20 protein-coding genes are annotated in these 23,445 nt (G+C 63.3%); 9 read left to right on the forward strand and 11 right to left on the reverse strand.

Features of this window, described 5'->3' with window-relative positions:
* Nucleotides 1-311 precede the first annotated feature (311 nt).
* Nucleotides 312-3,263, forward strand: coding sequence for a ribonucleoside-diphosphate reductase subunit alpha (locus PIN31009_RS22710; protein WP_150686172.1), 2,952 nt, complete (start codon nt 312-314; stop codon nt 3,261-3,263).
* A gap of 107 nt (nt 3,264-3,370) precedes the next feature.
* Here PIN31009_RS22710 and PIN31009_RS22715 read toward each other — a convergent pair whose 3' ends face one another.
* A complete protein-coding gene (locus tag PIN31009_RS22715; protein ID WP_150791656.1) occupies nt 3,371-4,312 on the reverse strand; it encodes an aldose epimerase family protein in 942 nt (313 codons plus the stop codon).
* A 655-nt stretch (nt 4,313-4,967) separates the two neighbouring features.
* Between PIN31009_RS22715 and PIN31009_RS22720 the strand changes: the two genes are divergently transcribed.
* Nucleotides 4,968-6,119, forward strand: a complete 1,152-nt coding sequence (locus PIN31009_RS22720) for a ribonucleotide-diphosphate reductase subunit beta (RefSeq protein WP_150686174.1) — start codon at nt 4,968-4,970, stop codon at nt 6,117-6,119.
* Between the two features lie 716 nt (nt 6,120-6,835).
* Entirely contained in the window at nt 6,836-7,501 is a 666-nt protein-coding gene (locus PIN31009_RS22725; RefSeq protein WP_058376161.1) for a histone H1-like DNA-binding protein, read from the forward strand.
* A 238-nt stretch (nt 7,502-7,739) separates the two neighbouring features.
* Here PIN31009_RS22725 and PIN31009_RS22730 read toward each other — a convergent pair whose 3' ends face one another.
* From PIN31009_RS22730 to PIN31009_RS22775, 10 genes are all read right to left on the reverse strand, one after another.
* Nucleotides 7,740-8,219: an outer membrane lipoprotein gene (locus PIN31009_RS22730; protein ID WP_058376160.1), complete on the reverse strand. Its 480-nt coding sequence runs from the start codon at nt 8,217-8,219 to the stop codon at nt 7,740-7,742.
* Between the two features lie 16 nt (nt 8,220-8,235).
* The gene (locus PIN31009_RS22735) at nt 8,236-9,171 is read right to left on the reverse strand and encodes a carbohydrate kinase family protein (RefSeq protein ID WP_150791657.1); all 936 of its coding nucleotides are present in this window, start codon (nt 9,169-9,171) and stop codon (nt 8,236-8,238) included.
* Nucleotides 9,172-9,298: 127 nt separating this feature from the next.
* Nucleotides 9,299-9,799 (reverse strand): thiol peroxidase, encoded by a 501-nt coding sequence (tpx, locus tag PIN31009_RS22740; RefSeq protein ID WP_087686385.1) that lies wholly within the window; start codon nt 9,797-9,799, stop codon nt 9,299-9,301.
* A 33-nt stretch (nt 9,800-9,832) separates the two neighbouring features.
* Nucleotides 9,833-10,948 (reverse strand): DUF3426 domain-containing protein, encoded by a 1,116-nt coding sequence (locus PIN31009_RS22745; protein WP_150791658.1) that lies wholly within the window; start codon nt 10,946-10,948, stop codon nt 9,833-9,835.
* A gap of 24 nt (nt 10,949-10,972) precedes the next feature.
* Entirely contained in the window at nt 10,973-11,866 is an 894-nt protein-coding gene (prmA, locus tag PIN31009_RS22750; protein WP_150686178.1) for a 50S ribosomal protein L11 methyltransferase, read from the reverse strand.
* Nucleotides 11,867-11,906: 40 nt separating this feature from the next.
* Nucleotides 11,907-13,268 (reverse strand): acetyl-CoA carboxylase biotin carboxylase subunit, encoded by a 1,362-nt coding sequence (gene accC / locus PIN31009_RS22755; RefSeq protein ID WP_150686179.1) that lies wholly within the window; start codon nt 13,266-13,268, stop codon nt 11,907-11,909.
* Nucleotides 13,269-13,374: 106 nt separating this feature from the next.
* On the reverse strand, nt 13,375-13,836 hold the full coding sequence (gene accB / locus PIN31009_RS22760; protein ID WP_150686180.1) for an acetyl-CoA carboxylase biotin carboxyl carrier protein: 462 nt from the start codon (nt 13,834-13,836) through the stop codon (nt 13,375-13,377).
* Nucleotides 13,837-13,906: 70 nt separating this feature from the next.
* A complete protein-coding gene (gene aroQ, locus PIN31009_RS22765) occupies nt 13,907-14,353 on the reverse strand; it encodes a type II 3-dehydroquinate dehydratase (protein WP_058376153.1) in 447 nt (148 codons plus the stop codon).
* A gap of 154 nt (nt 14,354-14,507) precedes the next feature.
* On the reverse strand, nt 14,508-15,032 hold the full coding sequence (locus PIN31009_RS22770) for a TlpA family protein disulfide reductase (protein WP_087686389.1): 525 nt from the start codon (nt 15,030-15,032) through the stop codon (nt 14,508-14,510).
* 102 nt (nt 15,033-15,134) lie between these two features.
* On the reverse strand, nt 15,135-15,839 hold the full coding sequence (locus PIN31009_RS22775) for a UDP-N-acetylmuramate--alanine ligase (protein ID WP_150686181.1): 705 nt from the start codon (nt 15,837-15,839) through the stop codon (nt 15,135-15,137).
* A 212-nt stretch (nt 15,840-16,051) separates the two neighbouring features.
* On the opposite strand from PIN31009_RS22775, the gene mpl reads away from it, so the two are divergent.
* From mpl to aroE, 6 genes are all read left to right on the forward strand, one after another.
* The gene (mpl, locus tag PIN31009_RS22780; RefSeq protein WP_150686182.1) at nt 16,052-17,434 is read left to right on the forward strand and encodes a UDP-N-acetylmuramate:L-alanyl-gamma-D-glutamyl-meso-diaminopimelate ligase; all 1,383 of its coding nucleotides are present in this window, start codon (nt 16,052-16,054) and stop codon (nt 17,432-17,434) included.
* A 66-nt stretch (nt 17,435-17,500) separates the two neighbouring features.
* Complete coding sequence (locus tag PIN31009_RS22785; RefSeq protein WP_150686183.1) at nt 17,501-18,112, forward strand: YqiA/YcfP family alpha/beta fold hydrolase; 612 nt, start codon at nt 17,501-17,503, stop codon at nt 18,110-18,112.
* 130 nt (nt 18,113-18,242) lie between these two features.
* Nucleotides 18,243-20,426 carry a ribonuclease catalytic domain-containing protein gene (locus PIN31009_RS22790; protein ID WP_150791659.1) on the forward strand — a complete coding sequence of 728 codons (2,184 nt, stop codon included), beginning with the start codon at nt 18,243-18,245 and terminating at the stop codon, nt 20,424-20,426.
* Nucleotides 20,420-21,400 (forward strand): energy transducer TonB family protein, encoded by a 981-nt coding sequence (locus PIN31009_RS22795; RefSeq protein WP_246185816.1) that lies wholly within the window; start codon nt 20,420-20,422, stop codon nt 21,398-21,400. Before PIN31009_RS22790 ends, PIN31009_RS22795 begins: the two co-directional genes overlap by 7 nt.
* A gap of 69 nt (nt 21,401-21,469) precedes the next feature.
* On the forward strand, nt 21,470-22,366 hold the full coding sequence (gene lpxO, locus PIN31009_RS22800; protein WP_150791660.1) for a lipid A hydroxylase LpxO: 897 nt from the start codon (nt 21,470-21,472) through the stop codon (nt 22,364-22,366).
* A 176-nt stretch (nt 22,367-22,542) separates the two neighbouring features.
* Complete coding sequence (aroE, locus tag PIN31009_RS22805; RefSeq protein WP_150791661.1) at nt 22,543-23,445, forward strand: shikimate dehydrogenase; 903 nt, start codon at nt 22,543-22,545, stop codon at nt 23,443-23,445.

Consider the following 23,445-nt stretch of genomic DNA (forward strand, 5'->3'; position numbering starts at 1 on the left):
TTTTGAGTTTGCGGAGTGCGTCATCTCCACTATACTTAGTGCCAATTCGGGTGCCGACCACTATATGTAGTGGTTTTTCATGAGGTCGGCGCAGGAAGCAATATCCATCAATACCGTGCTTGTCCCGCGGCGTTTTGTGGGGCGGTACAGCAGCAAAGCCGTGCAGCGGACACCTCGAACCCTTGGCCGTCCGTCGGTCGTACGGTGTTCAGCACTTCGCTCCATCGGCGCCCCCAGGGCGCATTTTTGCCGGCCGTCAAACTGGTAGAGACGCGCTAACAGCACCATCTCATTGGAACGGGAGTTTTTACATGCAGACTAACGAAAACCTCACCCGCCCGAACCCGACCGCTGCCACGAATGCCGGCAGCACGGGTGCGTCGGCGCCCCAGACGACGGGTGCCTTCGAACCGGCGACCAACGCCGACTTCAAAGTGATTCGACGCAACGGCGCGGTGGTGGGTTTCGAGCCGTCGAAGATCGCCATCGCCGTGACCAAGGCGTTCCTCGCCGTGAACGGCGGTCAGGGCGCGGCTTCGGCGCGTGTTCGCGAACTCGTGGAGCAACTGACGCAAGCCGTCGTGCGTGCGCTCGTGCGCAGCCGCCCGAACGGCGGTACGTTCCACATCGAAGACATTCAGGATCAGGTCGAACTCGCGCTGATGCGCGAGGGCGAGCACAACGTCGCACGTGCCTACGTGCTGTATCGCGAAAAGCGTTCGCAAGAGCGTGCTCACGCGGTTGAAACCACGCAAGAGACGGCAGCGCCTGACGCGCCGGTGCTGCGTGTGACCGACAACGGCGTGACGCGTGCCCTCGACATGGGCGTGCTGCGTGGCGTGGTGCAGGCCGCTTGCGAAAACCTCGGCAACGAAGTCAGCGCCGAGCCGATCCTGACCGAGACCATCAAGAACCTGTACGACGGCGTGCCGCTGTCGCAGGTGTACGACTCGGCGATCCTCGCCTCGCGTACCCTCATCGAGAAAGAGCCGGCGTACAGTCTCGTCACGGCCCGTATTCTGATGCACACGATCCGCCGCGAAATCCTCGGCGAAGAAGTGCCGCAGGGCGAGATGGCTGCCCGTTACGTCGAATACTTCCCGCGCTTCATCAAGCAAGGCGTGGAAGCTGAACTGCTCGACGAGCAACTGCTCACGTACGACTTGGCCAAGCTGGGTGCTGCACTCGACGCATCGCGCGACCTCCAGTTCAACTATCTGGGTCTGCAAACGCTGTACGACCGCTACTTCCTGCATATCGACAGCCATCGCATCGAAATGCCGCAGGCGTTCTACATGCGTGTGGCAATGGGTCTGGCGCTGAACGAAGTCGAGCGCGAAGCGCGTGCGATCGAGTTCTATCAGATCCTCTCGAGCTTCGACTTCATGAGCTCGACCCCGACGCTGTTCAACTCGGGTACGCGCCGCTCGCAGCTGTCGTCGTGCTACCTGACGACCGTCTCGGACGATCTGGAAGGCATTTACGAAGCGCTCAAGGAAAACGCACTGCTGTCGAAGTTCGCCGGCGGTCTGGGCAACGACTGGACGCAGGTTCGCGCGCTCGGCTCGCATATCAAGGGCACGAACGGTAAGAGCCAGGGCGTGGTGCCGTTCCTGAAGGTGGTCAACGACACGGCCGTGGCCGTGAATCAGGGCGGCAAGCGCAAGGGCGCGGTCTGCGCGTACCTCGAAACGTGGCACCTGGACATCGAAGAATTCCTCGAACTGCGTAAGAACACCGGCGACGACCGCCGCCGTACGCACGACATGAACACGGCGAACTGGATTCCCGATCTGTTCATGAAGCGTGTGATGGAAGGTGGTGAATGGACGCTGTTCTCGCCGTCGACCTGCCCGGACCTGCACGACAAGTACGGCAAGGCCTTCGAGCAGGCGTACACCGCCTACGAAGACAAGGCAGCGCGCGGCGAACTCAAGCTGTTCAAGAAGGTGCCGGCACAAGCGCTCTGGCGCAAGATGCTGGGCATGCTGTTCGAAACCGGGCACCCGTGGATCACGTTCAAGGACCCGTGCAACATCCGCTCGCCGCAGCAACATGTGGGCGTGGTGCACTCGTCGAACCTGTGCACGGAAATCACGCTGAACACGAGCGAGACCGAAATTGCCGTGTGTAACCTCGGCTCGGTGAATCTGGTGGCTCACCTGAAGCAGACGGCCAACGGCTACGAGCTGGATCACGAGAAGTTGCAGCGCACCATTCGCGTGGCGATGCGCATGCTCGACAACGTGATCGACATCAATTACTACGCCGTGACGAAGGCGCGTAATTCGAACCTGCATCACCGTCCGGTGGGCATGGGCATCATGGGTTTCCAAGACTGCCTGCACCTGCTGCGCACGCCGTATGCGTCCGACGATGCCGTCGAGTTCGCCGACCGTTCGATGGAAGCCGTTTGCTACTACGCTTACTGGGCGTCGAGCGAGCTGGCCAAGGAACGCGGTCAGTACTCGTCGTACAAGGGCTCGCTGTGGGATCGTGGCATCCTGCCGCAAGACTCGATCAAGCTGCTGGCCGAAGAGCGTGGCGGTTACCTCGAAGTCGACCAGTCGGCAACGCTCGACTGGGACAGCCTGCGCAAGCACATCGCTTCGCACGGCATGCGCAACTCGAACTGCGTGGCGATCGCACCGACCGCAACGATCTCGAACATCATCGGCGTGTCGGCCTGTATCGAGCCGACGTTCCAGAACCTGTACGTGAAGTCGAACCTGTCGGGCGAATTCACGGTGGTGAACGAGTATCTGGTGCGTGATCTGAAGGCGCGTGGCCTGTGGGACGAAGTGATGGTCGCCGACCTGAAGTACTTCGACGGCTCGCTCTCCCGTATCGACCGCGTGCCGGCCGATCTGCGCGAGATCTATGCCACGGCGTTCGAAGTCGAGCCGAAGTGGCTGGTCGAAGCGGCTTCGCGTCGTCAGAAGTGGATCGATCAGGCGCAGTCGCTCAATATCTATATGGGCGGCGCTTCGGGCAAGAAGCTCGACGAGACGTACAAGCTGGCATGGACGCGCGGTCTGAAGACCACGTACTACCTCCGTACGATGTCGGCCACGCACGTCGAGAAGTCGACGGTGAACCACGGCGCGCTGAACTCGGTGAGTTCGGGCGGTGTGACGCCGACGAGCAGCTTCTCGGCCGAGCCGACCTCGCCGTTGGCCCAGCCGATGCCGGAAGCCGAAGGCGCCGTCTGCACGATGCGTCCGGGCGATGCCGGCTTCGACGAGTGCGAAGCTTGCCAGTAAGTTGAGTTCGCGCCGGTGCCGGTTCGGTGCCGGGCGCTCGGAAAAACCCCCGTCGGTCCTTCAGGACGACGGGGTTTTTTCTTGCGTGCCGTCCCGCTCGGGTCGGATCACGCTAAATCAATCCGCATCGACAGGTTGAGCGTCTCGCCGTGCGGCACGCCGATGTGATCGTGATCGAAGTCGCCCACGCGATGCGTCGACGGCTCCAGGCACAGGTAAGGGCGCCCGGCGGGCGAGTGCACCACGAGCCACGAGGCGTCGTCGCTGCGCACCGTCGCCGAGCGCAGGCCGCCTGCGTAGTCGATGCGCGCATCGAAGCGGCCTTCGGTGGGCACTTCGGCGAACCACGTCGAGCGGCCTTCGCTGTCGAGTCCGCCGCCGACCGACACCACCTCGATCGCGCCGACATGAATACGTTGCTCGCTCGGCCACCGGACGTCTTCCGAGGGCGAGCGCCAGATGGACTCCGCTTCGAACGTCAGGCGCGCCCCGGCGGGCCAGCGGAAGTAGGGATGCAGGCCGAGCCCCGCCGGCATCTCGCCCGCCGAGAGGTTGGTGAGCGAGAGCTGCATGTCGACACCCTGTGCATCGAGCGAGATCGACAGGTAGGCCTGATAGTGCCAAGGCCACTCGGGTTGCGCGGGGCTGTCGAGTTGCAGCACGCAGCAGTGCGCGCTCTCGTCCACGACTTCCCAAGGGCGGCGCAGCCCCCAGCCATGCAGCGAACTGGAGGCCACCGCCGCTTCCCGCGCGACGATGGTGCGGCCTTGCCAGTGGAGCGTGTCGTCGCGCAACTGATTGGTATAGGGCAGCATCGGAAATGCGCCGGCCTTCGGCCATTCGTCCGACGCAAAGGGTTCGTTGCCGAGCGGCATGAGGTAGTCGAACAGATCGCCGCGTGTGTCGCGTCGCGCCAGTCGGGCGAGCCGCCCGCCGCAGCCCGGTTGGACTTCCGCGATCAACGACCCGGCCGAGAGCCGGACCGGTTTGCCCGGGGTGAGGGTGAGCGGCGTCGCGAGGGCGCGCGTGTCGGCATCAGGGGAATGCATCGTCGGTATCTCCTTCGTCTCCTTCGCGCCTTGACGCGCAGCGCGTCCGGATCTGCCGTCCGAATTCACTGTGCGGGTGACGCGTGACGCATAGGATACGCCCGATGTCGTCGTGCCGAGTGGCTCGCCGTCAACGTCGCGTCCGGTGCTGCGCAAGCCCTACCGCCCGCCCGCAAATCATGGCAACATGCCGGTCCCGTGGGCCTTGACGGGCATGGCACGCGTGTTACGCCAGAACACTAGGTATAGTGGTTTGTATGGGGTGCGGCACTATATATAGTGGAGGGTGCTGGAATGCGCGACGTAATTGTGCTAAATTGGAGTCATTCAATTTGACGTCGGGAGGTCATGATGTTGCCAGTGACGCAAGCCAACTCCCCCGTCTGCGAAGTCCCTCAAAACTGCGCGAATGCGCATCTGACTGGCCCCCGAAACACGGTATCGACCCTTGCGGATTTTCCGCCGCCCGTCACGCGAATCACGCGATGATGTCCGCCGGAACGCATGGCTTTTTGCGCGTGACCCAGTAAGTTAAGTAACCATTGATTCGTATCAGCCGAGTCGCACACGCGCCAAGCGAGTGATCGGCTGATCTGCCACTTCGGCGGTGTGCGCGTTTGTGTGCACCGCATCAACCTGAACGGACCGAGACCCTATGTTGAACTGGGAAGAAGAGACCACCACCGCCAAACCCGCTGCACCGGCAGCCCCCGCCGCGACCTTCTCGCCGGCAGAAAATATCCTTGGCACGCAGGGGGATACCCCGAATGTGATCGCCTCGTCGTCGACGCGCCGCGTGAGCGCCTCCGACAAGCGCGTGATCAACGGCACGACCGACGTGAACCAACTGGTGCCGTTCAAGTACAAATGGGCGTGGGAAAAGTATCTGGCCGGTTGCGCCAACCACTGGATGCCGCAGGAAGTGAACATGTCGCGCGACATCGCCCTGTGGAAAGATCCGAATGGCCTGACCGAAGACGAGCGCCGCATCATCAAGCGCAACCTCGGCTTCTTCGTGACCGCCGACTCGCTCGCCGCGAACAACATCGTGCTCGGCACGTATCGCCACATCACCGCGCCCGAGTGCCGTCAGTTCCTGCTGCGTCAGGCGTTTGAAGAAGCGATCCACACGCACGCCTATCAGTACATCGTCGAGAGCCTGGGTCTGGACGAAGGCGAGATCTTCAACGCGTATCACGAAGTGGCGTCGATTCGCGACAAGGACGAGTTCCTGCTGCCGTTCATCGAAGTCGTTGCCGATCCGTCGTTCCAGACCGGCACGCAGGAGAATGACCAAAAGCTGCTGCGCTCGCTGATCGTGTTCGCCTGCATCATGGAAGGTCTGTTCTTCTACGTGGGCTTCACGCAGATCCTCGCGCTGGGCCGTCAGAACAAGATGACCGGTGCTGCGGAGCAGTATCAGTACATCCTTCGCGACGAGTCGATGCACTGCAACTTCGGCATCGACCTGATCAATCAGGTGAAGCTGGAAAACCCTAACCTGTGGACGCCGGAGTTCCGCGACGAGATTCGCGAGCTGTTCAAGAAGGCTGTCGAGCTGGAGTATCGCTACGCTGAAGACACGATGCCGCGCGGCGTGCTCGGTCTGAACGCGGGCATGTTCAAGAGCTATCTGCGCTTCATCGCGAACCGTCGCTGCGCGCAAATCGGTCTCGAGGCGCTCTACCCGAACGAAGAGAATCCGTTCCCGTGGATGAGCGAGATGATCGACCTGAAGAAGGAGCGCAACTTCTTCGAGACGCGAGTGATCGATTATCAAACCGGCGGTGCGTTGAGCTGGGACTAAGCGTTGCATGAAAATGGGTGCTGGCTGCAAAGCCAGCATTCATGCGGTTCTTGAGAGGGTGGTGTGTGCGTGCGAAGCACGCGTGACTTGTGCGAAGAGAAGTCAAAGCGAAGCGCAAGAGAAGGCACGAGTCACACACATCGCCCTCGTCATCGCATGCTCGTGAGTGCGTCGAAGTGATCGAAGCACGCGTGCGATGTGCATCAAATACAACAGATTGACTTCTTCGTTGCGATTGATGTGCGCTTTTTTATGCGCAAAGTATTAACATCGCATCACAAAAGAATTATTATTCGCTCAAATAAATTGCAGTCTCGATGAACACACGAAAGCACATTGCTTTCCTCCCGCGACAGAGAGCTGGTAGTTACGGAGCGTAAAAACCTTGGTGCATAGCAAGCAGTATCGCTTATCCGCTATCGCAATCTCCTCCATCCCGATGACGGGACAGGCAAGCTACCCCCCGAAGAATCTGGCGAACTCCCCTTTTCAAGACAATCGAATTGCTGACGGCGATGTCGTCGGCAATTTTTTTGCGCGCGTGACCACTCATGGTAAGCGTCATGCGCGCAGCGCCGAATTCATTAGCGTAAGCCGTCGATGTCCGATGCGTACGCCGATGAATAGCCCGCTCGCCGGCGGTTCGCCGTGCGGTGGTCGGGTTTCCTTCTCAGGTAGTTTCGTTTGAGTGATATCTCACGTTAAGGAGCATTGTGATGGCTACTACTGCTAAGAAAAAACCCGCAGTCAAGAAGGCTGCTGTTGCGAAGAAGCCGGTAGCGAAGAAGGCTGCTGCTGCCAAGAAGCCTGTCGCCAAGAAGGCTGTGGCCGCTAAGAAGCCGGTCGCTAAGAAGGCTGTTGCCGCTAAGAAGCCGGCCGCCAAGAAGGTCGCCGCTAAGAAGCCGGCAGCCAAGAAAGTCGCAGTGAAGAAGGTTGCTGCGAAGAAGCCGGTGGCCAAGAAGGCAGCGGTGAAGAAGGTTGCAGCCAAGAAGCCGGTGGCCAAGAAAGCCGCAGTGAAGAAGGTTGCTGCGAAGAAGCCGGTCGCTAAGAAAGCAGCCGTCAAGAAAGTCGCCGCCAAGAAGCCGGCAGCCAAGAAGGCAGCAGTGAAGAAGGTTGCTGCCAAGAAGCCGGCTGCCAAGCCTGCTGCGAAGAAGGCTGCTGCGAAGAAGCCGGCTGCTAAGAAGCCTGCCGCTGCGGCGAAGAAGCCTGCTGCTAAGCCGGCCGCTAAGCCGGCTGCTGCCAAGAAGCCCGCTGTGAAGAAGGCTGTCGTGAAGAAGGTTGCTAAGCCTGCTGCGGCTCCCGCAGCAGCACCGGCAGCCGCTCCGAAGACGGCACTGAACCCGGCAGCTGCATGGCCGTTCCCGACCGGCAGCCGTCCGTAATTCGAGTGCTGACGCAGGGACCAAGACACTTAGGTGTCTTTTGACCGAGTAGTCCTACTCGATCAGAAACCCGCTGTGACGCGAGTCGCCACAGCGGGTTTTTTCATGGGCGAACGAACAGCGGGTGTGCGAGTGCAGAAATGCAAACGGGCGACCTGTGGTCGCCCGCTGCATGCGCTTGGATTGCGCTCAGAGCGCCGTGGCGGCGCTCGCACGTCTTGCCGTCTAACGGACCAGCTTAATGGGTCACGCGGGTCACACCGCCGCTCGAGAGCAGGCGTACGCGCTGGCCCGGTTGGAAGGCGTCGTCGGCATCCTGCGTGATCGCACGCAGCTCGCCATTGTCGAGTCGCACGGTGATCTCCAGCCCTGCCTTCTTGCTCATCCGGTTCTCGACGGCTTGCCCGGCAACGGCGCCGAGCAGACCGCCGATGATGCCCGTGGCAATCGAGCCGCGACCGCCACCGATGGCGCTGCCACCGATCGCACCCAGTGCGCCGCCGCCGACAACGCCGAGCACGCCCGGATCGCCGTTGCTGCTGTCGATCGTCACCGGACGAACCGATTCGACCGTGCCCATGCGAACGACCTGTTCGCGTTGTGCCTGGCGGCTGTTGTAGACGCTCGCGGAATTGCTCGGGCCGAACGCCGTGCAGGCGGACAGCATGAGCGATGCCGTGACGGTGAGAACTACGAGCGGTGTGGTCAGTCGTGCCATCGTTAATATCCTGAAATCATTCGAAGCGGTGGCCGAACGCTTCTTCATATTGCGCGTCGATGTCGGCGCGCGTCGGTGCATAGGTCTGCGGGCCCTGCTCGGCAATCTTGAGCGAACCCATCAGGCTGGCCAGTCGGCCAGTGGTCGGCCAGTCGAGACCCTTTTCGATGCCATAGAGCAACCCGCCACGGAACGCGTCGCCGCATCCGGTCGGATCGACGACTCGCTTGGCTTTCACAGCAGGAATGTCGTGCTGCTCACCGCCGGCGAAGATCAGGGCCCCGTGTTCTCCGCGTGTGACGATCAGTGCCTCGACTCGCGACTGGAGGTCTTCCAGCGACCAACCGGTCTTGGAGGCGAGGAGCTTGGCTTCGTAGTCGTTGACCGCGAGATAAGTGGCAAGTTCCACGATGCGACGCAGTGTCTCAGACGACAGAATCGGCAGGCCCTGACCCGGATCGAACACGAACGGGACGCCCGCGGCGGCGAACCCTTCGGCGTGCGCGAGCATCGCTTCGGGACCGTCCGGTGCCACGATGCCGAGCGTTGCGCCCTTCACGTCGGCCACACGGTTTTGTGCCGAGAACATCATCGCGCCCGGGTGGAAAGCGGTGATCTGGTTGTTGTCCAGATCGGTGGTGATCATCGCGTTAGCCGTCATGGTGTCGGACACCGTGCGCACGAACTCGGTGGTCATACCGAGCGAGCTGAAACGCTCGAGGTAGGCGCCGCCGTCTTCGCCGACCGTGGCCATCACCGTGGGTGATCCGCCGAGCAAATGCAGGCTGTAACCGATGTTGCCCGCGCAGCCGCCAAAATTGCGGCGCATGGTCGGCACGAGGAAGCTCACGTTCAGGATGTGCACCTGGTCGGGCAGGATGTGCTCGCCGAAGCGGCCTTCGAACGTCATGATGTTGTCGTAGGCGAGCGAGCCGCAGATCACGGTAGTCACGAGATGATTCCTTACTAGAAGTCAGAGGGGCACGGCGGCACGTCAGCCGGACGGCAATGTGCCGGCGCAGGCGCCGGCACGGGTCATGCGTTTGGCCGTCACGGATGACGGCCGATGAACTACCGGCTTACGCCAGTGCAGCCAGTGCGGCGTCGTAGTTCGGTTCGTTCTTGATCTCGGGCACGAGTTCGGCGTGCACGACGCGGTTCTCGGCATCGAGCACCACCACGGCGCGGGCGCTCACGCCGGCGAGCGGGCCGGTCGTGATGGCCACGCCGTAGTCCTTCAGGAACTCGCGGCCGCGCATGGTCGAGAGCGTGACGACGTTGTTCAGGCCTTCGGTCGCGCAGAAGCGGCTCATGGCGAACGGCAGGTCGGCCGAGATCACGAGCACGACGGTGTTTTCAAGCTTGCCGGCGGCTTCGTTGAACTTGCGGGTCGACGTGGCGCAGGTCGGCGTGTCGAGGCTCGGCACGATGTTCAGAACCTTGCGTTTGCCCGCGAAGTCATCGAGCGTGACGTCCTGCAATTTGGCATTGACCAGCTTGAGCGCCGGTGCAGTTTGCCCCTTCTGCGGGAACTGGCCGTCGACTTCGATGGGGTTACCCCCGAGGGTGACTTGGGACATTGATATCTCCTAGTGTTGAGTGCGGCAGCGCTATCAGGGATAAAACGCGAGTACCCGATAGTTACTGGCAAGCGCTGCTTGCGCCGACAATCGTAACCGAATCGTGCGTTCGTTGTGCGGTGCAAGGCCGGCATCGCGCAACGTGTTGTCGGCAACATAATCGCCCGCAGCAAAAACGCGTCGCACGACCGGCTTGCCGTCGATATCCGAGAGGGTAAGTTCAAGCGATGGCCACGCCACCGCGTGGCCGGCATCGTTGCGCATGAAGACGGTCAGCGTCATCGGCACGCTGTCGGCCGGGACGGTGGCGTCTGCCGAGGCGTCGCTCGCGGCGGCGATGGTCGAAGCCGTCGCGGTGCTGGCAGCGCTATTGCTATCCGTCGTGTTGGTGGCACTGCCGTCGTCGGTCACCAGCGTGACGCTCGAGAGTTGCAGCATGTCCGGCTGACGCGCCGGTGCGATGGCGATGTGCAGCGGACGTCCGACGGCGGCGAACGCGTCGCGAAGCGCAGGGAATCGGTCGACGAGCGCCGCGCGTTCGAGCCATGCCCATTGCGCGAGCAGGCCAATGACGGCCAGCGTGAGCAGCACACGCCAGATGACGCGGGCGGCACCCGGCGGCTTTTCCGCCGGCGTGATGGCGGACGCACCCGCGAGCTTTGCGCTTGCCGGTGTCGCCGTCGGTGCCGGTAATACGGTGGGGTCTTCGTCGTCGATGTAACGACCGGGACCGTGCTGCATCTGCGCACGGCTCTCGTCGGGTGTGCCGAGCAACGCTGCGATCGCCGTGGGCGTCAGCATCTCGGGCACGGACATGCGCGCTGTCGAGGCTTCGCTTTCGATATCGCTTAGGCTTGGGTTCGCGGTGTCTGCGGGTTCGCTAACGACGGGCGCGGGAGCAAGTGCTGATGCGGCTGGTGAGGCGACCGGCGCCGCGTGCATCTCCGGCACCGACTCGGTTGCCACCTGCGGTGCCTCGTCGTCTCCGTCTCCCGGCGGTTCACAAAGGTACGCGCGCCCATCGAACACCTCGCGGCAATGGCCGCAGCGCACCAGTCCGTCGCGCAGCTTGAGCTGGTCGGCGACGACGCGAAAGACGGTATGACAGTGAGGGCAGCGGGTAGCCTGAACGCGCGGGGATGGGGTCATGGGACTCGGCGCGTTGTGAGCGCTTTAACCGGCGGCCTGCCCGTGCAGGCAGACCCAGCCGTCGTGTGCGCGCCAGACCGACATCTTCATATAGGGCGCGTAAGCGGCGATCACCTCGTCGGCCTGCCGCTCCAGCACGCCCGAGAGCGCGAGCCGGCCGCCGGGTGCCACACGCGAGGTGAGCATCGAGGCGAGCAGCTTGAGCGGATTCGACAGGATGTTGGCGACCACGATATTGAACTGACCGTCGCGCAGATCGTCGGGCAGGCCGTATTCGACCGGCGCGTGATTGCGCTCGCTGTTATAGCGTGCCGACTCGACCGCCTGCGGATCGATGTCGATGCCGACCACCGGATCGGCGCCGCACTTGCGCGCCAGAATGGCCAGAATGCCCGAGCCGCAACCGTAGTCGAGCAGCGACTGCCCGGCTTGCACGTGTTGCTCGAGCCACTCCATGCACAAGCGCGTGGTGGGGTGGCTGCCGGTGCCGAACGCGAGGCCCGGATCGAGTTCGAGGATGAGCGCGTCGGCATCGGGCGCATCGTGCCACGACGGCACGACCCAGATGCGCTCGCCGATCTGCATCGGCTCGAATTGCGATTGCGTCAGACGCACCCAGTCCTGATCTTCCACGTCGCGCACCGTGAAGGCCGGCGACTCGGGCAGGTTGAGTTCGTTGACGGCCGCCGCGAGCAGCACGGCGGCGTCCTGATCTTCCCCCACCAGCGCGACCACGCGCGAGCGCTGCCACGCGGTGTCCGGCGGGGTGAGACCCGGCTCGCCGAACATCGGTTGCTCGTCGGGGGTGTCGGCATCCGCGTCTTCCACGGAGACCGACAGGACACCCAGGTCGATCAGGGTGTCCGACAGGGCCTCAGCTTGTGCGCGGGCAACTTCCACGACGAGTTCGCGATACATAGGGCGAGTGCTTCCTTACAGATGAACGGCTAAAAACGGCTTAATTACCGCCGACGGCAGACTTCTGCGCCAGCTTGTGTTCCAGATAGTGAATGCTCGTGCCGCCTTCGACGAACTTGGCGTCGAGCATCATTTCCCGGTGCAGCGGAATGTTGGTCTGGATACCTTCGATCACGATTTCCGACAGCGCCACACGCATACGACGGATGGCTTGGTCGCGCGTCGCGCCGTAGGCGATCAGCTTGCCGATCATCGAGTCGTAGTTCGACGGCACGAAGTAACCGTTGTAAGCGTGCGAGTCGACGCGAATGCCCGGGCCGCCGGGCATGTGCCAGGCGGTGATGCGGCCCGGCGACGGTGTGAACTTGTACGGATCTTCGGCGTTGATACGGCATTCGATCGCGTGACCCTGGAACTGCACGTCGCGCTGACGCAGGGCAAGCTTCTCGCCGGCCGCGATGCGGATCTGCTCCTGCACAATGTCCACGCCCGTGATCATTTCGGTCACCGGGTGTTCGACCTGCACGCGCGTGTTCATTTCGATGAAGTAGAACTCACCGTTTTCGAACAGGAATTCGAACGTGCCGGCACCGACGTAACCCATCTTCTTGCAGGCGTCGGCGCAACGATCGCCGATACGCTCGATCAGACGGCGCGGAATCAGCGGTGCGGTGGCTTCTTCGATCACCTTCTGGTGACGGCGCTGCATGGAGCAGTCGCGCTCGCCCAGCCAGATGGCGTTCTTGTGCTTGTCGGCGAGCACCTGGATCTCGATATGGCGCGGGTTCTCGAGGAACTTCTCCATATAGACTTCCGGGTTGTTGAACGCCCGGCCGGCTTCTTCGCGCGTCATGTTGACCGCGTTCACGAGTGCCGCTTCCGTGTGCACCACGCGCATGCCGCGGCCACCACCGCCGCCAGCGGCCTTGATGATCACCGGATAGCCGATCTGGCGTGCAATACGCACGATTTCCTTCGGATCGTCGGGCAATGCGCCTTCCGAACCCGGCACGCAGGGCACGCCGGTCTTGATCATGGTCTGCTTGGCCGAGACCTTATCGCCCATCAGGCGAATGGTGTCGGGGCGCGGGCCGATGAACGTGAAGCCCGATTGCTCGACGCGCTCGGCGAAGTCGGCATTTTCGGAGAGGAAACCGTAGCCCGGGTGGATGGCCTGCGCGTCGGTGACCTCGGCGGCGCTGATCAGCGCCGGCATGTTCAGATAGCTGAGCTGCGACGGGGCCGGGCCGATACAGACGGCTTCGTCGGCGAGCTTGACGTACTTGGCTTCCTTGTCGGCTTCGGAGTAGACGACAACGGTCTTGATGCCCAATTCCTTGCACGCACGCTGGATGCGCAGGGCAATTTCGCCGCGATTGGCGATGAGGATTTTTTCAAACATTTTGTGCAGTCCTGCCCGTAGGGGTAAGGAGCGGGGCCGGCCGCCCGGCGGTGCGGTGCGGGCGAGCCGCAGTCCGCAACAACGCGTGCGCGTCCGGCAACTGGCTTTAGCCGATCACGAACAGCGGCTGACCGTATTCCACAGCCTGACCGTTCTCGACGAGGATTTCCTTGATCACGCCGGCTTTGTCCGACTCGATCTCGTTGAGCAGCTTCATCGCTTCGATGATGCACAGCGTCTGGCCTTCCTTGACCGAGTCGCCCACTTGCGCGAACGCGTCGGCGCCCGGCGACGGGGCACGGTAGAACGTGCCGACCATCGGCGAGGTCACGATGTGACCTTGCGGCACGGCCGGGGCCACCGGCGCTGCGGGGGCAGCCGGGGTCGCGGCGGGGCCTTGCGCACTCATTTGCGGGGCGACCGGCATGGCCATTTGCATCGGGGCGGCGATCAGTTGCGGCGGTGCCTTGACGATGCGGACCTTGCCTTCGCCTTCGGTGACTTCGAGTTCGGAAATACCCGATTCGGCCACGAGGTCGATCAACGTCTTGAGTTTGCGCAAATCCATGAAGGAAGCTCCTTGATTCGGTATCGACGCGGGAACAGCGTCCCGCGATGGGAAATAGGGGATGAGAGGACTACCCGCCGGTGAGCCGGTGCAGGGCAAATTCGAGTGCGTAGGTATACCCGCGCCAGCCCAGGCCGCAGATCACACCTTGCGCAATATCGGAAAAATACGAGTGATGCCGGAAGGCCTCGCGGGCATGGACGTTCGAGAGGTGAACTTCGACGAACGGGATGCCAACGCCCGCCAGCGCGTCGCGAATGGCGACGCTCGTGTGGGTATAGGCCGCAGGGTTGATGACGATGAAGTCGATCGATTCACCGCGCGCTGCCTGAATCCGGTCAACCAGTGCGCCTTCGTGATTGCTTTGAAACGTCGCCAGCTCCGCACCGGCCGCCTGGGCCTGCGCCAGCAGGGCGTTGTCGATGTCGGCCAGCGTCGTGCGGCCATACACCGCCGGCTCGCGAGTACCGAGCAGGTTCAGGTTAGGACCATGTAGCACGAGAATGCGGTGAGGCATCGGCGAATCAAATTTCACGAAATTGGGCGCAATTAAACGCCAGTTGGTGGATTTTGTCCAGTGGGGCGAAAATCGGCACCGTATTATGCGGCTTTCCGGGGTGTTCGCCCCGACCGCGCGGGGCCGTCCGTTCGGGCGCCCCGGACAAGCGGGGTCAGATGAGCGGTTTGAGCGCCGCGCGCACTTCGTCGGACGTAATGCGGCCGAGCTTCTGATAGTGCATGCGCCCTTGTGCGTCGACCACCACGGTGAACGGCAGGGCGCCTGCCTTATTACCTAATGCCCGCGCCAGATCGGTGCCCGCGTAGCCTGCCACGAGCAGGGGGTAGTCGACCTTCACTTTTTGCTCGAAGGCGATCATGTTCTGCGCCGTATCGATGCCGATCCCGACGAATTGCACGTTCTTCGCCGCATATTCCTGAGACAGGGCGGCCAGTTCCGGCATTTCTTCTACGCAGGGGCCGCACCACGGCGCCCAGAAGTTGATGACGAGCGTCTTGCCGCGCCATTGCGATACGGGCTGTTCGGTGCCGGTCAGATCGGGCAGCCGGGTCGCAAGCAGTTGGGCGACGGCGGCGTCGGAGGTGTCCGCCGCTTGCTGGTTACGGTGGCCGAGCCAGAAGCCGGCCCCCAGCCCCACGAGCGCCAGTACCACCAGAATGACGATGCGTTTTGTCATGACGGGAAGGGAAAAATCACGCTGAGTAGACAATAGCCGGGAAACGGCTGACAAATATGGAGAAGATGTGGCGATATCGACGCGATTTGATGACCTGCTGCGTCAGTGTTCGCGTTCGTCCGCGCGGGCCTGACCGGCAGTGCCGGGGGCTTGCGCCGCACGCGTGGCAGCCTCGGCGGCCTCGGCAGCCATCAGGGCGCGCAAGCCGTTGGCGTCAGTGCGTGCCGGGCGGCCATTGCCGTCGCTCGCCTTGAGCGCGCCGCGCATGTCGTCGAGCGAGTAGAGCGACAGGTGCACACCCGCCGGGTCACCCCGCTGACCGCGTTGGCGCCACAGGAAACTCAGCGTCTCGACCATGCCCCGGCCATTGAAGTGACGGGACTCGGACACCTCGTAGTCGATCCCCCGGTTCAGGAGATCGATGGCGACTTCCTTGGGGTTGTCGCAAAAAGCCTGCAAATAGATATCGGATAACGCCGTGGCCGTGCCGTTATAGACGGCGCCCGCAATGTACGGGCGGTAGCGGGCCAGTTCATCCATGACGTTCAGGGCGGCGTCGCGCAGGTGAGCCAGCTCGGCGGGTTGCGTGTCAGACATGAATATCTGTACGTACTCGCGCACTTCCGCTTCGATCTGGTCGTTATCCGGCAGCAATTCACCCGCGATGCGAGTCTCGCCCGTCACCTGTTTCGCCGCCTTGCGTTTGGCGGTGGCATAGTCGGCCCCCTCCTCGGCGATGAGGCGAGCGGCCGCCAGTGCGATTTCTTCGCGCAGGCGTTGGGCATCGGTCCAGGATTTACGTGTCATGCGGCCGATGATACCCGAAAGGCGTGTCCGGCCGCCTGCCGGCGGCGGTGCGTACCGGGTATGCGTTGGCGTACTTATTCAAGAGGTATCCGATACGCATCTGAGACTGCGCCCGGGCCACCCGCGTCACGTGGCAGGTACAATGTAGCCCTCGGTTATCCGCACTCCCATTTCCCGCACGGGCGCCGCCCGTCCTCATCAGCTCCCCATCCATGCATATTCATATTCTTGGCATCTGCGGCACGTTCATGGGCGGTCTGGCAGTCCTGGCGCGTCAGGCCGGTCACACCGTCACCGGTTGCGACGCCAATGTCTACCCGCCGATGAGCACGCAGCTTGAGGCGCAGGGCATCAAGCTGATCGAGGGCTTCGATGCGGATCAGGTCTCGCTCAAGCCCGATCTGTTCGTGATCGGCAACGTGGTTTCGCGCGGCAATCCGCTGATGGAAGAGATCCTGAACCGGAATCTTCCCTACACCTCGGGCCCGCAGTGGCTTGGCGAGCACGTTCTTTCGAACAAATGGGTGCTGGCCGTGGCCGGCACGCATGGCAAGACCACCACGACGTCGATGCTGGCATGGATTCTGGAAGACGCCGGCTATCACCCGGGCTTTCTGGTGGGCGGGGTGCCGATGAATTTCGGTATTTCGGCGCGCCTGACCGAGAGCGACTTCTTCGTGATCGAGGCCGACGAGTACGACACGGCCTTCTTCGACAAGCGCTCGAAGTTCGTCCACTACCACCCGCGCACGGCCATCCTGAACAATCTTGAGTTCGATCACGCCGATATCTTCCCGGATCTGACGGCAATCGAGACGCAATTCCATCATCTGGTGCGTACCGTGCCGGGGCAGGGCCGCCTGATCGTCAACGGTCGCGAACCGGCGCTCGAGCGCGTACTGGCGCGCGGCTGCTGGAGCGAAGTCGAGCGCTTTGGCGTGACCGACGGCTGGCACGTCGCCCAAGCGACCGAAACGCTGGCCCCGGGGCAGGAAGCCTTCTGGGTACACCATGGCCAGCCGGCTGCCGGCGAGGTGAAGTGGGCGCTTCAGGGCGAACACAACCGGATGAATGCGCTGGCGGCGATTGCTGCGGCGCGTCACGTCGGTGTGCCGCCCGAGCAGGGCGCGGCCTCGCTTGCCAAGTTCGAAAACGTAAAGCGCCGCATGGAAGTGCGCGGCGTGGCCGCGGGTGTCACGGTCTACGACGACTTTGCGCATCACCCGACCGCCATCCAGACCACACTTGCCGGTTTGCGCCGCCGTGCTGGCGAGGCCCGCATTCTGGCCGTGCTCGAACCGCGCTCCAACACGATGAAGCTGGGCGTGATGAAGGCGCAATTGCCCGCGAGTTTGGCCGACGCCGATCTCGTGTTCGGCTATGGCGCCCCGAGCGGCAAAGACTCGCTAGGCTGGAATCTGGCCGAGGCGCTGGCACCGCTCGGCGCGCGGGGGCAGGCCTTCAGCGACATCGACGGGCTCGTACGCGCCGTGGTGGCAGCGGCCCAGCCGGGCGATCAGGTGGTGGTCATGAGCAACGGCGGCTTCGGCGGTATTCATCAGAAATTGCTCGATGCGCTGGCCGCGCGCGCCTAAGCTTGGCTTCATGACACCCGCGATGCCCGCCTGCGCTACTGAAAGACAAGTTTTCCGGAGCCTCACATGATTCTCTATTTGCACGGCTTCCGTTCCTCGCCGCGTTCGTTCAAGGCGCAGTTGATGGCCGCCCGCATGCACAAGCTCGGGCTGGGGCATGTGTGGGCCTGCCCGCAACTGCCGCCGTCGCCTCTGGCGGCCGTCGTCGACGCGCAGCGCCTGCTCACCGGGGTGGACCCCGACGAGTTGACCATCGTTGGCAGCTCGCTCGGCGGGTACTACGCAACCTATCTGGCCGAGAAGCTCGGCTGCCGCGCCGTGCTGCTCAATCCGGCCACGCGTCCGTACGAGGACCTTGGCAAATGGCTCGGCGAACAGCCGATGTGGCATGGCGGCGGCACGATCGTCGTCGAGCCCCGCCATCTGGACGAGTTGCGCATGATCGACGTCGCGCAGATCACCCGTCCGGAGCGCTATTACCTGGTGGCTGCTACGGGCGACCAGACGCTGGATTACCGCGACATGATCGCGAAATTTCCCGGTGCCAAGCTCACCTTGATTGAGGGCAGCGATCACGGGATTTCAGATTTTGTCGACTATATGGACGATGTGCTGCGTTTCGCCGGCATCGATGTGCCGGCGTCCATCGGCACGTCCGCCGCTTTTGCCGGGGAATAATGACTCACCGCAGCGACGCCTGGCGGCGAATTCTGCCGGTGGTGTCGACGATGCGCGCGTTCCCTTTCTGCCCTAAACCGCCGCACGTCGGCGGGCTACAATGTCGCCTATTGCGATCGATGGCTGTTTCATGAACATTTTTTTCGAGGAATCCGGCGGCTTCAAGGCCGGCACGGTGTTGTCGCAGCAGGGCGAGTCGTATCAGGTGGAGCTGCCGGGCGGACGTCGCAGCAAGATCAAAGGACGCGATGTCCTCTTGCGCTTCGAGTCCCCCGCGCCGGCTGAGTTGATCGTGCAAGCGCAGGCGGCATCGCAGGATATCGACATGAGTTTCCTGTGGGAATGCGCGCCGGCCGAGGAATTCGCGTTCCCAGTGCTCGCCGCCGAGTACTTCGGTGAAGGGGCGAGCGTCGCGCAGCAGGCGGGCCTCGCGCTCGCCTTGCAGGCCTCGCCGATCTACTTCCGCCGCAAGGGCCGTGGTCAATATCAACGCGCACCGCAGGAACAGATTCAGGCCGCGCTCGCCGGGCTGGCGCGCAAGCAGCAGCAGGCCGAGTTGCAGGCCAGCTACGCCGATCAGCTGATCGCGGGCAGCTTGCCCGATGCACTCAAGGGCAAGGAGCTGCAACTGCTGTTCCGCCCCGACAAGAACGCCATCGAATGGAAGGCCCTCGACGCGGCCGCCAGCGCCCTCGGCAAGACGCAGGCAGAAGTGATGCTGGCGTGCGGCGGCATTGCGTCGCCGCGTGCGTATCACGAGGCCGCGTTCCTGTACGAATACTTCCCGCGTGGCACGGGCTTCCCCGATGTGGGGCCGACGCCGGTGCCGACCGAAGACCTGCCGTTGGCGGACGTTCAGGCGTTCTCCATCGACGACTCCACCACGACCGAAATCGACGACGCGCTGTCGGTGCAGTTGCTGCCCGACGGGTTGCTGCGTGTGGGCATCCACATTGCCGCCCCCGCGCTGGGTATCACGCGTGGCGACGCCATCGACGAGATTGCGCGCGTGCGCCTGTCGACGGTCTACGCGCCGGGCGAAAAGATCACGATGCTGCCCGACTCGGTGGTCGAGACCTATACGCTCGCCGAAGGCGGTGCCCGGCCAGCGCTGTCGCTGTATGTCGTGGTCAAGGCCGACACCTACGAGATCGTGACCACCGAGACGCGTGCCGAATTGGTGCCGATCTCCGCGAATCTGCGCCATAACGAACTCGATTCGATCATTACGGCCGAGACGCTGGCCGACGGCAGCGGCGAGTATCCGCATAAGGAAGAACTGCGCCTGCTGTGGCCGTTTGCCCAATCGCTGTACGACAAGCGTCAGGCCGCGCGCGTGGGCTATGGCCTGCGCCCGGAAGTGCAGAACAAGACCGACTTTAATTTCTACGTCGACGGCGAACACGTCACGATCAAGCAGCGCATGCGTGGTGCGCCGCTGGATCTGATCGTGGCCGAAATGGCGATTCTGGCGAACAGTCGCTGGGGCCGCTTGCTGGCCGATTGCGGCGTGCCGGGGATCTATCGCGCACAGCGTGCTTACGGGGTGAACCGTACGCGCATGCAGACTTCGCCCGCGCCGCACGAAGGGCTTGGCGTGGAGCAGTACGCGTGGAGCACTTCGCCGCTGCGCCGTTACGTCGATCTGGTCAATCAATGGCAGTTGCTGGCATGCGTGCGTCACGGCGTGACGGCCAAGCTGGCGGCGCCGTTCAAGCCGAAGGACGCCGATCTCTACGTCACCGTGTCGAGCTTCGAGGCCGCTTACGCGGCGTATGCCGAGCATCAGAGCCGCATGGAGCGTTACTGGTGCCTGCGCTGGCTGCTGCAAGAGAACAAGTCGCAGGTGCAGGCGAGCGTACTCAAGGGCGATACCGTGCGCCTGAACGACGTGCCGCTCACGCTGGTCGTGCCGGGTCTCGCGCCGCATGCGCGTGGCACGCAGATCATGCTCGACATGCTCTCGCTCGACGTCGTCACGCTGGGTATTTCGGTGCGTGTGTCGCAAGTGCTCGACGCCAGCCAGTCGGTGGTGGCCGAGGATGAAGACGACGGCGACGGCGGTGAAGGCAACGAAGACGGCGGTAACGTTGGATCGGGTGAAGCCGACGGAAGCGTTGACGGCAATACCGACGGCGGTGCTGCCGATACGTCGGACGCGTCCGATGAGTCCGATGTCGAGTCGGACGACGATGCTGGCGGTGATTCCGGCGATGCCAACGATGATGATGGTGTTGCCGTGATGGCCGCAGACGCTGCCGGCGCCGCTGGCACCGCGCAAGCCACCCACGCCTCGGCGAACGCTGCGTGCTGAAACCGGCTGTCGCGTCCGGCGATCTGGCCGCGGCTCGCCGCCGCGGCTGGGCCATCGTGCGCGAGCATCCGCTCGCCACGGGGCTGGTCATCTCCGCCATCGTGCATTTGATCGCACTGGCGGTGCATTTCGTCGCGCCCGACAGCTTCCGGCTACACAGCGCCGACACCCCCCTCGAAGTCGTTCTCGTCAACGCGAAGTCGGCCAACGCGCCCGATAAGGCCACGGCGCTCGCCCAAGCCAACCTCGTAGGCGGTGGCGAACACGACGGCGAACGCGCGACCTCGCCGCTGCCATCGCGCGAAGCCGAGCGCGACGGTGCACCCGTCGCTCAAGTTCAGCGCAATGTGAGCGAACTGGAGGCCGTGCAGGAAAAGCTCCTCTCGCAATTGCGAAGCCAGTACGCCGCCGTGCCCGAGTCGCAGCGCAGCCGGGCCAACGCCGCACAAAACGGCCGCGGGCAGGACGACCAGACCGTCGACCAGCAGATTGCCCGGTTGCAGGCGGAAATCGACAAGCAACTGCGCGCGTATCAGACGCGTCCGAAACGCGGTCAGGTCACGGCCAATACGCGCGAAGTGGCCTATGCACGCTATTTCGACACGCTGCGTCATCGTATCGAGCGCTACGGCACGGACCATTTCCCGCAAGTGGGTAACGACCGCCTCTACGGCGAGTTGATCGTGACGCTCAACGTCAACCAGCGCGGCGGACTCGGTTATCACAAGGACGGCTGGGACGTGCAGGGGGTGGAAATCACCCGCAGCTCCGGTAACCGCGATCTCGACCGGCGTGCCGTGGCCATCGTGCAGGCCAGCGCACCGTTCGGCGATTTTTCGCCGGAAATGAAGCAGCGTTACGACATTCTGGAAATCGTCACGCGCATGACGTTCTCGCGTCAGGGCGTGCAGGCGCAAACCCTTGCGTCCCCGGCGTCGGCCACTGGCGCCACTGGCGGCAAAGCCTCGCCCTGAGGCCCTGCACGGTAAAACTTTCCAATCCTTTTTATAATTTGGAAGTTTTTTCGAACTGGAAAGTCCGCCATGAAATGGGTCCTCCTGGCGATCTTTGCTGCGTGCGCGGGGTATGTCCACCTGCGAGGTAAGATCCGCCATCGTTTTTTTCGCCAACTCTCCGATCACTCGACGTTTCTGTCACCGTTGAACGTGTTCATGTACACGTTTTCGCGGGTCCCGACGACGCCGTATCTGAAGCCGGACGACTTCCCCGAACTCGAACCCCTGCGTCAGCACTGGGAAGCCATTCGCGCGGAAGCCGTTGCGTTGCTCGAAGCCCGCCGCATCAAAGCGTCTGACCAATACAACGACGTCGGCTTCAATTCGTTCTTCAAGAGCGGCTGGAAGCGCTTCTATCTGAAGTGGTACGACGAGGCGCATCCGTCGGCGCATGCGTTGTGCCCGGTGACGACGCAACTGGTGCAGCAAATTCCGACGATCAAGGCGGCGATGTTTGCCGAGCTGCCGCACGGCAGCCGGCTGGTGCGGCACCGCGATCCGTTTGCGGGGTCGTTGCGCTTTCACCTCGGGCTGGTTACGCCGAACGACGATCGTTGCTTCATCGACGTCGACGGGCGGCGCTACAGCTGGCGCGACGGCGAGGGCGTGTTGTTCGACGAGACTTACCTCCATTACGCCGAGAATCAGAGCGGCCAGAACCGGATCATTCTGTTCTGCGATGTGGAGCGGCCGATGCGATATCGCTGGACGCAGGCCGTGAACCGCTGGTTCGGGCGCCATCTGGTGGGCGCGGCAGCGTCGCCGAACGACGCGGGCGACCGCACCGGCGGGCTCAACCGGGTGTTCAAGTATATTTACGCGATCCGCATCGTCGGCAAGCGCCTCAAGGCGTGGAACTACTATGTGTACTATGCGGTGAAGTGGGCGCTGTTCGGGGGTATCGCGCTGTGGGTGTTCTTGTGATCCACCGTCGAAGAAGTCCCACCGGTATAGCCCGGTTGGCCCGATTGACTTGAAGGATCGATGCGCCGCAACGCATGACGCGCGAAGGCCACCGCATGCGGTACGATCGGCGCACGATCCGATGCATTTTCCAAACGGCGCCTGTGCGAAAGCCAGGCGCCGCGTCTTTGACTACGATGACAAACCACACTCCGTCCGAGGCTGTCGAGCCTGCTGATCGCTACGCCGTGATCGGCCACCCGGTTGAACACAGCCAGTCGCCCTATATTCATGCCGAATTCGCGCGTGAGACGCAGCAGCACCTGACCTATGAGCGTCTGCTGGCACCGCTCGATGGCTTTGCCGCCTCCGTGCGCACATTCATCGAGAGCGGCGCACGCGGTGCCAACGTGACGGTGCCGTTCAAGCTGGAAGCGCACGCGCTGGCCGATCATCTGACCGAGCGCGCGCAGGCCGCCGGTGCGGTCAATACGCTGGTGTTCGACGCACGCGGGATCACGGGCGACAACACCGACGGCGTGGGCTTGGTGCGCGATATCGAAGGGTCACTCGACGTATCGCTGGCCGGGCGTCGCGTGCTGGTGCTCGGCGCTGGCGGCGCTTCGCGCGGGGCGTTGCTGCCGCTGATCGGTGCGGGCCCTTCGCTGCTGTTCGTCGCGAATCGTACGGCCGCGCGCGCGGATGAACTCGTCGCCCGCTTCGCCGACGCTGCCCGCTTCGCCGACGCTGCCCGCAACGCCGGTGTCAGTCTCGCCGGTGGCGGCTGGGACACGATTCCCACCGACTTCGACGTGGTCGTCAACGCCACGGCCGGCAGCCTGCAAGGCGACGTGCCGCCATTGCCGCCGGGCGTCTACGCCACGGGCGCGCTGGCCTACGACATGATGTACGGCGCGCATCCGACCGTGTTCATGACGCACGCCACCGCACACGGTGCGGCGAAGGTAGCCGACGGTCTGGGGATGCTGGTCGAGCAGGCCGCCGAGGCGTTTGCCGTATGGCGTGGTGTGCGTCCGTCCGCGGCGACGACGCAAGCCGTGCGGGCGGCGCTTCGCGCGCGTCTCGTGGCCAAGGGCTGA

Source organism: Pandoraea iniqua, assembly GCF_902459685.1.
In the GTDB taxonomy this organism is placed as follows: Bacteria; Pseudomonadota; Gammaproteobacteria; order Burkholderiales; family Burkholderiaceae; genus Pandoraea; species Pandoraea iniqua.